The organism is Thermomicrobiales bacterium, from assembly GCA_041390825.1.
Taxonomy (GTDB): domain Bacteria; phylum Chloroflexota; class Chloroflexia; order Thermomicrobiales; family UBA6265; genus JAMLHN01.
The window spans coordinates 16,150-28,663 of the sequence record JAWKPF010000045.1 but is presented as its reverse complement, the minus strand read 5'-3'; the positions used below and the strand labels follow the sequence as shown (position 1 = coordinate 28,663).

General features: G+C 63.0%; 6 protein-coding genes. 5 read left to right on the top strand and 1 reads right to left on the bottom strand.

Annotated features, from left to right (window positions below):
• Positions 1-521 precede the first annotated feature (521 nt).
• A complete protein-coding gene (locus R2855_18160) occupies positions 522-2,927 on the bottom strand; it encodes a penicillin-binding transpeptidase domain-containing protein (GenBank protein ID MEZ4532924.1) in 2,406 nt (801 codons plus the stop codon).
• 419 nt (positions 2,928-3,346) lie between these two features.
• Between R2855_18160 and R2855_18155 the strand changes: the two genes are divergently transcribed.
• The 5 genes from R2855_18155 (at position 3,347) to R2855_18135 (ending at position 12,258) form a co-directional block, all read left to right on the top strand.
• Entirely contained in the window at positions 3,347-3,973 is a 627-nt protein-coding gene (locus R2855_18155) for a class F sortase (protein MEZ4532923.1), read from the top strand.
• A 158-nt stretch (positions 3,974-4,131) separates the two neighbouring features.
• The gene (locus R2855_18150) at positions 4,132-6,465 is read left to right on the top strand and encodes a hypothetical protein (GenBank protein ID MEZ4532922.1); all 2,334 of its coding nucleotides are present in this window, start codon (positions 4,132-4,134) and stop codon (positions 6,463-6,465) included.
• Between the two features lie 152 nt (positions 6,466-6,617).
• The gene (locus R2855_18145) at positions 6,618-9,248 is read left to right on the top strand and encodes a DPP IV N-terminal domain-containing protein (GenBank protein ID MEZ4532921.1); all 2,631 of its coding nucleotides are present in this window, start codon (positions 6,618-6,620) and stop codon (positions 9,246-9,248) included.
• A gap of 118 nt (positions 9,249-9,366) precedes the next feature.
• Positions 9,367-10,167: a serine hydrolase gene (locus R2855_18140; protein ID MEZ4532920.1), complete on the top strand. Its 801-nt coding sequence runs from the start codon at positions 9,367-9,369 to the stop codon at positions 10,165-10,167.
• A gap of 246 nt (positions 10,168-10,413) precedes the next feature.
• Entirely contained in the window at positions 10,414-12,258 is a 1,845-nt protein-coding gene (locus R2855_18135) for a lipocalin-like domain-containing protein (GenBank protein ID MEZ4532919.1), read from the top strand.
• The last annotated feature ends 256 nt before the right edge of the window (positions 12,259-12,514 follow it).

The following is a 12,514-nucleotide window of genomic DNA, read 5'->3' as shown; positions in this document are numbered from 1 at the left end:
GGGCCATTGAGTAGCAAGTCCTTGAGCGACCGTTTGGGTCCTCGGAGGCGTTCGTATTCCTCGATCGACACCACCATGGCAACCGGCACACCGCGCCGGAGCACCTTTTGCGGCCCTTCGGTCTCAGCCTTTGCAATGACTTCGCTAAATCGATTCTTGGCATCCGCCAATTGCCATTCCATCATTGGGCACGTCCTGTCTAGCTCATCTAGCCAGATAACTGTATTGCGTCCGGCTGGTATCGTCAATGACCGATCTCGAGCGGTGTCTGCGGACGGGCTCGAACACCCGATGGTTTTTGCAGCGGAAGATGGGCGCTGGCCAGGGTTTTCAGGAGTTTGCTTCGGGGAAACGAGAGGTTCCCATTCAGCTTCGCCCAGGGCAGGCTCTCGACATTGCTCGGAACGACGGAGCGGGAGGGTCGGAGACCCTTGGCTTCTCGTAGCCCTGTCGTTCACGGCAGGACGCGCGACGAACGCGGGCGCCGTTCGTTCTGCCTGCTGCGTGCCGCGTGCTGCCTGCTAACCCGAGTTTTCCGTATCACCACCATCAGCCAGCCAATCACTGAAGATGGTCCTGGTGATGGGAGCAGCAAAGGAGACACCTTCGCCGGAGGACTCGACCATGACGATGCTGGCAATCTCGGCGGTTTCGCCGTAGGGGCCGAAGGCGGCGAACCAGGAGTGCGGTTTGCCGGCCACGTTCTGCTCGTTCTGGGCGGTGCCGGTCTTGCCGGCGATGGGCCAGCCGAAATCCCCGAAGACGCTCACCGAACCCGCCCCCCAGCTATTGCTGGTCTGGTCACGCAGCGCGCTTTGCAGCTCGTCGATCATCCAGTCTTCCAGCGGGAGATGGCGAATGACGGTGCGCTCGCCAACCACTTCGGTCTTGCCATCTTCGGAAACGGTCGATTGCACGATGAACGGCTGAAGCAGATCGCCGCCGTTGGCGATGGTGGCGTAGACGTTGGCCATCTGCAGCGGGGTTGCTTCCAGGAAGCCCTGGCCAATCGAGAGGTTGACTGCATCGCCGATGGCCCAGTAGTCGCCGATATTGCCGATCTTCCACTCCGGACTGGGAACCGTGCCGGCAATCTCTTGCAGATAGGGAATACCGGTGGGAGCGCCGAGGCCATAGGCCTTGGTCATATCCGGCAGCAGGTTCTCGTCCTTGTCATCGAGCTCATAGCCGAGCTCATAGAAGACGGTGTTGCACGAGTTGACGAGCGCGGTGTGCAGGGTGAGCATCCCCTGCTCGCCAGTTTCGTATTCATAGGTCCAGTCGCGGCGGACCACGTCGGTGCCCGGAATCGTCCATTCGGTCGGGCAGTAGATCTCGCTGTCGCCGGTGTAGCCGAGGTTGGCCATCGCTGCGGACATCGTGATCACCTTGAAGATCGACCCGGTGGGGTATCCCTGCTGGGTGGCGCGATTGAGCAACGGCAATTTGGTTTCGTCGAAAACGGTGGCGGCGTCTTTGTCGGTCAGGCCAGTGACGAAGATATTCGGATCGAAACTGGGATGACTGACCAGCGCCATGACCGCGCCGGTCTGCGGATCGAGCACGACCGCGCTGCCGGTCACAGCGCCGACCGCTGCATCGACCTGTTTCTGGAACTCGATGTCGATGGTGAGCACCACGTCTTTCGGTTCGACCGCGTCCTTCTCGGCGATGACCGACTTCTCGGTGCGTGTATTGCAGGTCACGATGGCAAGCCGGCCGCCCGGTTGGCCGGAGAGCAGATCGTTTGCGGCGGCTTCCACGCCCGCCCGCCCGATCATCGAACCGGCGACCAGTCCGGCGCCGGGATTGGCCTCGATGTCCTCGGCGTTGACCGCGGTGACATAGCCGGTGATGTGCGCGGCCACTTCGCCATAGGGATAAATGCGTGATTCGACCTGGCGCACGGCCACGCCGTCCAGCTCGGAAATGCCATTGAGAATCGTGTTGTCGAGCGGGTCGGGCAACTGGGTGATGGGCATGAACCAGTCGGCCTCACCGTCCTCATAACGATCCTTGATGTCTTCCACCTTCATGCCGATGAGCTTGGAAAGGGCGGCAATCTCGGCATTCTCGTTCGTGAGCTGACCGGGGATGATGCCAACCTGGTTGACCACCGCCTCGTACGCCAGCTGGACGCCGTTCTTGTCCAGAATGGCGCCGCGGCTCGATCCGAGCTCGGTGTAGTCGATGCAGTCTTCCCCAAGCCCGGTGAAGATGAGCGACGGAGACCAATCGACCAACCAGCGGCCGTCTTCCTCGGTGGTGGCAATGGTGTTGTCCTGCTCGATCGCGCCGAGGTAACTGGAGACCAGCGTGACATGAATGGGAATCTGCGTGCCCCCATCGCCACGCATGGAGACGGCCACATCGGTGATACCGGCCTCACTGGCGATGCCTTCGTATCGATCGATGAAATCGGTGCGGCTGGTTTGGGCGCGGGCATTGGTGCTCAGCAGGTCGTACATTCCGTCGTAATCGCCATCTGCCCAACGCTGAGCGAACTCGCGCGCCACATCGGTCGACGAGCCAGTAACCGCATCGTTTTCAGAGGTCGGTTGGGCGGTGACGACCGGGGTGTTGGTCGCATTGGGGTCGACCGCAGGGGCATTCGGGTCAGGACCGTCGCCTTCGGGCTCCTCGGGCTCGGAGGTGGCGGTCGGCGCTTCGGTAGCCGATTCGATCACCACGGGATTGTTTTCGCTTTGGGGCGGGTCGGTTTGGGCAATCTCGCCGGCGGGGGTTTCACCGGCGCGCATCCGGTCGAGCAGGCCAACGGGGGATTCGCCACTGCCGAGCCAGATTCCGCCAATGAGCGCGATGAACGCAAGCGCCAGCGCAGCCAGCAGGAGCGGCCACCGCCGCGGTCCGCGCGGTACCGGCCGGCGGGAGGATGGATGATAGGAAGACGAGGACGAATAGCTCACCGGGTGCTCGACCTACGATGCGTCCAGAGCCGATACCGACTCAGCAGGACGACAGAAGTTGTGGTGCGGGGCGCGAGGACATCGGGACGCGATGGCGTTCGTATCTGACGCAAGTATACGCGTACGTTCGCGGCATCGAATCCGAGGTAACGACGAATACCGGCGAAGAATGCCGCGCGCGCCGCCTGCACTAGAAAACGTGCAATGCCGCCATGCGGTTTCACGGCATGCTGAAACATAATGTGTTTGTCTGAGAAAACGCTGAATTCGTTATGGCGATCGGCTGAGAGACTCGCTCCCCCCATTTTCTCAGGAACGGGGCCTATACTGAGCGTGATTTCGCTCCGGCGTACTGGGCGCGCGGAGGTCCGGCTGGCATTGTGCAGGCTGAAAGAGACCGGACGGGGAGTTTCGTTTCGATGGTTGCCAACGGTTCGTTCGCGGGTGTTTCCCTGCCGTTCACGTCGCGCGCGAGCGCTCTCCTGGCGCAAAGCTCGACGGTGGCGCCCAAGACGCTGGGCGAGCAGCCGACCAGCGGAGGGGCGCGTCCGGGTCCGGTGAACGCGGTGCCGGGATTGCGCCCGCCTGGGGTGCTGCCGGTGGGGCTGCGCATCGAGTCGATCGGGTTGGACGCGACGATCGAGCAGCAGCAGATCGAGAACGGCGTCATGCTGAACCCGTCCGGGCCGTTCGTGGTGGCCTGGTACAAAGAGACTGGCCGGCTCGGAGAGCAGGACAACAACGTCGTATTGGCAGGCCATCTGGACTACTGGGATGTCGGTCCGGCCATCTTCTACGATCTGTGGAAACTCGAGCAGGGCGACCGCGTTCAGGTGATCGGCAAGAACGGCGCAGTCTACGTCTACAGTGTCGATTGGCTGAAGACGTACAAGATTGCCGACCTGGACAGCGCCACCATTCAGGACATCATCGGCCCGACTCCGGTGGAGAGCGTGACGTTGATTACCTGCGGCGGCACCTTCGATTACGACACCGGCGAGTATGCAGAGCGCGTGATCGCCCGCGCGCCCCGGTTCATGGGGTAAACACGGTTCCATTGGCTGATGCTGCGCCGACGGGTGACAGCGGGTGCGCTATGATGCCGCCGGCAATCGAACGGCGCCCTTGGTGAAGGAGGTCATGAATCGGGAAACTGCGCTGAAATAGTTCTTTTCGTAATTGATTCTGCCTAAGAGGATGAACAATGCATCGTTGGATCTTGGCCGTGTTTGTCGTCGCGGCCGCGCTCGTTTCGAGTGTTCCCCTGTCTGGCCGCGCGCAGAACGCTTCTCCAGCCGCTGGTCCAGTCCAGCAACTCCAGTTCGAATCCGGTCAGATCGTTGGGCTGTCTCCGGACGGATCGCGGATTGCGGTCCTCGATCTCCCGCTCTCCCTCTGCATCTACGAAACAGCCACCTTGGCCGAACCGGTGTGCGCCTCGCTGGAGCTGCTCGATTCCGATCCCGGCAGCGACGCGATCGTCTGGTCGCCCGATAGCTCTCGCCTGGCGATCGCGGAACTTGGCTTGCTGCTGGGGAAAGACGCCGATCTTTGGATCGTCGATGCCGCCACAGGCGAGCTGACGAATCTGACCGACGACGGCTACACCGGCTCGCTGCTGAACACGAGCGGCTCCGGCTTCACGGGCCCGATCTTCGTCGACGGCTCGCCGGCGTGGACGCCGGATGGCCAGTTCATCACCTTCGCGCGCTCCACCTGGACCGATGGCGCCGCGGCTGGCACTTCGATCGCCCAGGTTCCGGCAGACGGCGGAACCGTGGAGACGCTCGCGTCCGTCACGTCCCAGGAACCGGGAGCGGTCTATTCCCACACTGCCTGGACACCAGACGGGGCGTTGTTCCTCTTCACCCGCATCACTTCCAGCGAAGGCGATCCATCCGAAAACGGCATCTGGGCGTTCGACGCGGCATCGGGCTCGATCTTCCCGATCGCCGCTGCGGATGATCCCAGCCTGGGCGTGCTCACACTGCTCGAGGTTTCTCCCGCCGGCGACCAAGTCCTGGCCTGGTACCCCGAAGCGCATGGGCGCTTCGAAGTCGACTCGGTGCTCCTTCGGCTGGTCGATCTCGATCCTGAGGAGGTCACGACCCCCGTTCTGCCGGACAGCGTGCCAGCCTCGCTCGTGGGGATGAGCGTCGCGACCTTCGCGCCCGATGGATCGGGTTTGCTCCTCATGTTGCCAACGATGGGCGCGAGCGATCAACTCTGGTTGGCGCCGTCAGGCGAGGCAGAACCCGTGCTGCTACTGGACGAGATCGGCGTCGAGACAGGCAACCTCCTCGATTGGGCAAGCGATGGAACCATCCTGATCGCGGGGCTTTCTGGCCAGGGCGCGTTGACGAGCCTGGCGATCGAACCGGTGCCCACCGCAAGCCCGTTGACAACGCTCTCGTGGGGAACCGGTCAGGTGCTGGGCGGATCGCCGGACGGCGCCAAGGTGGCCGTGCTGGAACAGCGGGTGTCGCTCTGCATCGTCGAGATCGCCACCCAGCAGGAGGTCAGTTGCGCCTCGTTGGAGAATGCGCCGATTACCCCCCGCCCGGAGGACGTCATCTGGTCGCCGGATGGCACGCGCCTCGCGTTCACCGAGATGGGATACACGCTCGGCACCGACAGCGATCTCTGGCTCATGGACGTGGCGACGGGAGAGCTGACCAACCTGACCGACGACGGATTCGTCGACGATCTCTTCGGGCTTGGCGGCGAGCTTCCGGCGCTGGTGACCGTCGATGCCTCGCCGGCGTGGACGCCAGACGGCCAATTCATCAGCTTCGCGCGCACCAACCTGGTGAATGGCGAATCGACGGGCACGACGCTGGCGCGCATTGCTGCCGCGGGCGGCTCTGTCGAGGAGCTGGCGCGTGTTTCCGAGACCGAACCGGGCGTGGTCGTGCACCGTTCCGCCTGGAGCCCGGACGGCACGACGCTCTACTACTCCTATTCGAGCGCATCGGCCGACGATCCACGCAATGGCGTTTGGACCTACGATCCGGCGACCGGGCTGACCGCGCCGCTCGCCATGGCAGACGGGCAGACCGGCGGAGCGCCGGCATTGCTGCAGATCTCTCCCACAGGAGCATCGCTACTGGTCTGGCATCCACAGGTTTTCGTGGGAACCCAGATCGCCGATCCGTTGATCCGGCTGGTCGATACCGTTACCGGGGAGATCACGTTCCTGGAGCTTCCGCCGCCCGATCAGGCCACACTGCCAGCGCGCATCGTTGGGACGTTCTCGCCCGATGGCGCATCGATCCTCTACCTGCTCGTGCCGGTGCAGGGACCGGGGCAACTCTGGGTCTCCGATCCGGTCACGGGTGACGCTACGCGGGTGATGGAAAACATCGAGAACGCGAAGCTCGATCCGCGGTTCGCGCCCACCTGGTCCACGAATGGCGTCGTGGTCATGGGGCTCATCGACGGCTCCGCGGCCGTGACGACGATCGACATGGGAGGCGGCTCATCGCTTGCTTCGTTGCGCGAGCTCGTCTCTGATCACAACCCGTCGTGGGCAGCCTGATCCCGACCGCACTACGTCATTCGCAGTAGAGCCAGCGGGCGGCAACCGCTCGAGAAATGTGTCATTCATCCGATGGCGCAGGCGCCCCCGCTGCTCTATCGTGTCGACAAGGCCACGTGGCCGGTAATGGATTGCGCGTAAGAGGTTTGCGAATGAAGCGTGTGCTCGTTGCCGCTGCACTCATCGTCTCTCTATTGGGAATAGCCGGATGGCATGCATCTGTCCTGGCGCAGACGCCGGTTGGCGGCGAAGTGCGCACGGTCACCCTGCCACACGGCCGCGCTGCTGCCATGTCCCCCAACGGTCAGTACCTGGCCGCGGTGACACCGCCCGACACCGCGCTCTGCGTCTATGACGTGGCGACGATGGCCGAGGTGAGCTGCGCAGATCTCAGCGGGTTGTCCGCCGGGATCCGCACCGAAGATATCGTCTGGTCGCCAGATAGCACGCGCATCGCCTTTTCGGAGCATGCCTTTCGGCTGTTCGTCGATGGCGACCTGTGGGTGATGGATGCGGCAACCGGATCGCTCACCAATCTCACCGACGATGGCTACGTCGGACGCATCCTCGAGTCCGGCAGTGACAACTCCGAACAGTTCTTCTTCGATGTCGCGCCGGCCTGGACCCCGGACAGTCAGTTCATCACCTTCTCCCGCACGGAATACGCCGGACCCGGTCTGGCCCGCAACACCATTGCGCAGGTTCCAGCGAGCGGCGGATCCGTGGAAGAGCTCGCGGAGATCTCAGACATCCCCGGAGCCTGGTATTTCAAAGGGCAATGGTCGCCCGACGGTCAACAGCTCTACTACTCGTTCAACGACAGCGATCCCGACAGCACGGATACCGGCATCTGGGTCTATCAGCGGGCAACGGGAGAAATCCGCAAGCTGGCCATGTCGGACGACGCCGAACTCGGTCCCCTTGTGCTCATGCAGGTCTCCCCGGCAGGCAACCGATTGCTCGCCTACTACCCGATGGCGTTGATGCAGTCCGCTTACTGGGGCAAGTCGGTGCTCCGATTTGTCGATCCCGTGACCGGCGACGTGAGCCAGGTTCCAGACCCGGCTCCGGAAAGCGAAGTCTTCGAGGGCACCTGGCTCGCAACGTTTTCCCCCGATGGCGCATACCTGCTGCAAGCCGTCGGGGTGTCCTCTGCATCGCGCGCATTCTGGGTGACCGACCTTGCCAGCGGAGTTTCGACCAGAGTGACAGGCGAGATTGCCGATGCGATGCCGGTCGAATACGCGCTTGGACCAGTTTGGGGCGCCGATGGCACGGTCTTCATTGCCCAGGCGCTCGATGGGGCGATCTTCTTTTCTATCGAAGGCGTCGGACTGGATGTGGCCCAACCGGAGGACACATCCACGCCAGTCGCGTCTCATGTCGTGGAGAACGGCGATGCGGGCGCGCCCGTTGGTGGCGCGGTCCGGCAAGTAGAACTGCCAGAAGGACGCGCGATCGCCATGTCCCCGGATGGGCGGTATCTCGCGGCGACCGTTCCGCCCCAGACATCGCTCTGCGTCTACGACGTGGCGACCATGGCCGAGGTCAGTTGCGCCGACCTTTCGGTCTTGAACACGATGCTCCGCATCGAAGATGTCATCTGGTCGCCCGATAGCACGCGGCTTGCCTTCAGCGAGCAGACCTTCGTCACCTACAAGGACGGCGATCTCTGGGTGATGGACGCGGCTACCGGCGAGTTGACCAACCTGACCGACGATCACTACGACGGCGCGATCATCGATCTGCATGACGATACCGGCGATGCGGAGTTCTTCGCCGATGTGGCGCCCGCCTGGACTCCGGACGGGCAGTTCATCACCTTCTCGCGCTCGTCATCTGGCGAGGGCGGGGTGTCGACCAATGTCATCGCGCAGGTTTCCGCCACAGGTGGTGAGGTTGCGACGTTGGCGCCCGTTTCCGAGGCTCCTGGTGTCTTCTACTATCGTGGCCAATGGTCGCCGGACGGAACGCGGTTCTACTACTCGGTCACAAATCTGGACCTGTCGCACCCCGACAACGGCATCTGGACCTACGATCCGGCAACCGGAGCAACCGCTCTCCTCGCACGCTCGGATGACGCCGAATTCGGGCCGCTCGTACTGCGCGAAGTCTCCCCGGCAGGCGACCGCTTGCTTGCGTACTACCCAAGCGCGACCAGTGGCTTCGTGGTGCTGCAACGTTCTCCGCTACGCCTCGTCGATGCAAACACAGGCGCGCTGAGCGCCGTGCCGCAGCCACCGGCTGAGACAGATCTCTTCGAGGGCACCTGGATCGCTACGTTTTCACCGGATGGACAGTATCTGCTGCAAGCAGTGGGACTCGACTCCGGGGCGCGTGACTTCTGGGTCACGCACCTGGAAACCGGAGCTTCGACCGAAGTGGCCGCCGATCTCGAAAGTGCTGTGCCAGTCGCATTCGGATTGGGTCCCGTCTGGGGGACAGATGGCACGGTCTTCGTCGCCTGGAACGTGATCGGAGCCTACTTCTTTCCGATCGATGGCGCCGGCCTGGCTACGACGGCTTCCCCGGTGACCGAGCAATCCACCCAGGCATCTACCGTCTTTGCTCCAGGAGACACCGCCCTCACGACCGGCATGACCCCGATCTTCGCCGCGCCGGACGCAAACGCGACCGTGGTTCACATCCTGGCCCCGAACAACACCGTGCAGATTCTTGGGGAGCCGGTCACGAATGAACAGGGAACCTGGTACCCCGTCCTCGAACCCGAGACACAGATCATCGGATACGTGCAAGCAACCCAACTGGGGCAACCGACCTGAACCAGCGCTTCCCGGCATGGCGCGCGGGTTGCCGGATGGGTGATGGTCCAGACTCCCGAGTCCAGCGTCCGGTGCACACTCTTCCTCCACTGGACGCTGGACGCGAAACGGGGGAACGATGGCCGCAGAACGTTGGGACGCACTGGAGCGATATGTCACAAACGCCGAGACAGACGGCGTCCGCATCGGCGTTGCGGTGCAGGCTCCCGACGGGGAGCGATATTCGCACCGGGGCGATGAACGGTTCATCTCCGCCAGCACGATCAAGATTCCGATCATGGTCGAGATCTTCCGCCAGATCGACCGCGGCAATCTGGCGTTGGACGACCGCTTCACCCTGACAACGGAAGACATCTGCCCCGGCAGTGGCGTGCTGCTGCAGCTTCATCCCGGACTGGAGCTGACCCTGCGCGACATCGTCTATCTGATGATGAGCATCAGCGACAACACCGCCACCAACATGCTGATCGATCTGACCGGCATGGAAAACGTGAATGCGGCCATGCCCTCGCTTGGGATGACCGGCTCCGCGCTGGGCCGCAAGATGCGCGGTGTGCCAGCCAGCGAGGGCGCGCCAGAAAACTGGGCTACCGCCAATGATTTCCGGAGTTGCATCGACGCGATCCTGACCGGCGCAGCGGCGTCCCGGGAAAGCTGCGACGGCATGATCGAAATGCTGACGTTGCAACAGAACACCCGGCGCATCGGCCGGTACTTCCCGGAAGGCACGCTTCCCTGGGGTTCGAAGACCGGAACGGTCGGCACGGTATCGCACGACGCCGGTTTCGTGCGCGGTCCGCATGGTGACATGGTGGTCACGGTCTTCACCGAAGGCTTCCCGGTGCTGCACGACGCCGAGCCGGTCATGGGCGAGATCGCGCGACTGGCGGCCGTTGGAAGCGGGCTGCTCGACGGCTGATCGCCACTCTGCCCCTCCGCCCCAGGTTGCATCCAGGGGCTATCGGGACCAAACCTCTCCGGGGTTCGCCTGTTCGGCGGACGCGATCTTCCAGCATCCGGCAGGCCGAAACCCTTCCTAAGAAGGGTGTGCGCTCCAGCGGCGCTCCACTACGCTCTGACCATTCACGTGGCGCCGATCGCGGCGCAGTTCCAGTTCCTATCGGTTCATGTGCTCGATGCGCGACACTCAGCAGGAGTTTCTTCGGTGCACGATCATCAATTCGATGCGCTTACCCGGTTTGTCTCACGCGTGGAATCACGACGCGCGGTGCTGCGTGGCGCCGGCGCCGCTGGACTGGCCGCGATTGGACTGGGCAGGCTGTCATCTATGGCGCTGGCGCAAGACGCCACCCCGGCAGCTTCTCCCGCGGCCGATGCCGCCCTCGGCGCGCAGGCCGGACTGGATGCGCTCGATGCCGACACGAAGGACGCCATCGCCCGCGCGCTCTGGACTACCTCCGACGCATTGACCGTGGACGATATTCCGCCCGATGCGCTGTCCCAAATCCTCGGCCCCACCAATAGCAACGCCGCTTTCGGACTGCGCATGGGCACCCGCCTGCTCGAACTCCTGTCCCAGCCGATCTCTTTCGTCCAGAGCTATGCGCCCCGCTACGAGAAGCTGGCAACGGTGGCGCAATCGCTCACCGCGCATCAGGCGTATTTCCTCAGCAATCTGATCGGGCCGGAAGTGATCCGCGACTTTCCGCTGATTCCGAATCAGGCGGACTTCCAGTTTCCCCAGCGCAATGCCGCCGATCTGACCTCACAGATCGGGTGGTACTTCTTTGTGGGCAGCGCGTTTGGGGATGACGGTCAGGAATACGGCATCGAAATGATGTTCTTCCGCTCGTCGCTGGTGCCGCCGGTGCTCGCCGCCACCCTCGGGCTGACCGATGTCCAGAACCAGATCGTCGAGCTCCACTTCGCGATCGCCAAAGCCGGCGAGCGGCATTACCAGGCCAAGCCGATCGTCATTTCCGGCACGACTGGCCTGCTCACGTTCGAGACCGACAAGCTCGGCGCCACCATGGGCAAGAACGCCATCACCTCGGCAGGCGGCTACACCTCGGAGAACGATATCTACCCGATTCGCCTGCAAGCCTGGGGTCAGGACGACGGTGAGATCACACCCATCCAGTTCTCGATCGATCTCACCTTTACCGGCGGCAAGGGGTATCTGCTTCAGGGCGCCGATGGCTGCACCCCTTGCTGCGATGGCATCGGCACACTCTACTACTCGATTCCCGGGCTCGCGCTCGATCCCGAGGTGAGCTCGCTGACCATCGATGGAACCACCGTCACACTCAAGGAAGGGACCTTCTGGTTCGATCACCAGTGGGGCATGCTGGCGTCGATGGGCACGTCCGCCATCGTGCGCGCGGCCAACAATCTCGGCCCCGCCTCTCCGGGTGGGTGGGACTGGTTCATGGCGCAGTTCAACGGTAGCCGCGAACTCACGGTGGCCGCTTCGCATTCGCCAGAGAGCCTGCCCTTCCTTCACCAAACGGGCCAAAACCCGCCAGGCACGATGACGGTCACGGTCAAAGGGAAATACATGGATCCCGATTCGGTCACGTCCACGATCGAAGGACAGCTTTCGATCACCGACTGGATTCTCAGCGTCGATACCCCCTCCCCGGAGACCTATCCCCCGACCTACACCTGGTATCCGAACAAATGGGAATTCACCTTTGGCGAGGACGTTCCGGAAGACATCCGCGTCTTCACCATGGAGCCGATCGTGAGCACCGGTCAATCGGGCTTCTTCGGCGCAGGCGCGCAGTATTCCGAGGGCGCGGTCTATCTGCTTGGGCCGAACGGCGAAAATCTCGGCCGCGGGTTCGCCGAATCCGTGGGCTACGCGCAAACACTGCCGAACGTGCTGCGCATGGTGGGTCTCGAGCCCAATGCAGAAAACATGGAACTCTTCGGCGCGAACCCGCCGCAGCCAGCGCTCGTGCTGGCGAGCCAGGCATACGTCTTCCTCAACCAGCAGGAGCTGAAAGACGTGACCGACATGTGCAGCGGGCTGGAGTTCACGTCGTAAGGTCAATCGTTAGTAGTCAGTGGTCAGTAGTCAGTGGTCAGTGGAATCCGGGTGCTTGCCGAGGAGTGTTGTAGCGATTTGCAAGAGTGTCCACACCCCCCTGTCATCCTGAGCCGCAGCGAAGGATCTCTCGTTGTCCAAACTCCAGTCTCAGACGAGAACCAAGGTTGCTCACAACCAAAGGTGTGCTATTGCGGTTGCCGAAACACGTACCTGCCGTGCGAATGCCGTCATCCCGACCGAAGCGAAGCGGAGT

Coding starts and splice junctions, on each gene's coding strand:
- R2855_18145 (MEZ4532921.1), top strand. CDS start 6,618: ATGAAGCGTGTGCTCGTTGCCGCTGCACTCATCGTCTCTCTATTGGGA.
- R2855_18155 (MEZ4532923.1), top strand. CDS start 3,347: ATGGTTGCCAACGGTTCGTTCGCGGGTGTTTCCCTGCCGTTCACGTCG.
- R2855_18150 (MEZ4532922.1), top strand. CDS start 4,132: ATGCATCGTTGGATCTTGGCCGTGTTTGTCGTCGCGGCCGCGCTCGTT.
- R2855_18140 (MEZ4532920.1), top strand. CDS start 9,367: ATGGCCGCAGAACGTTGGGACGCACTGGAGCGATATGTCACAAACGCC.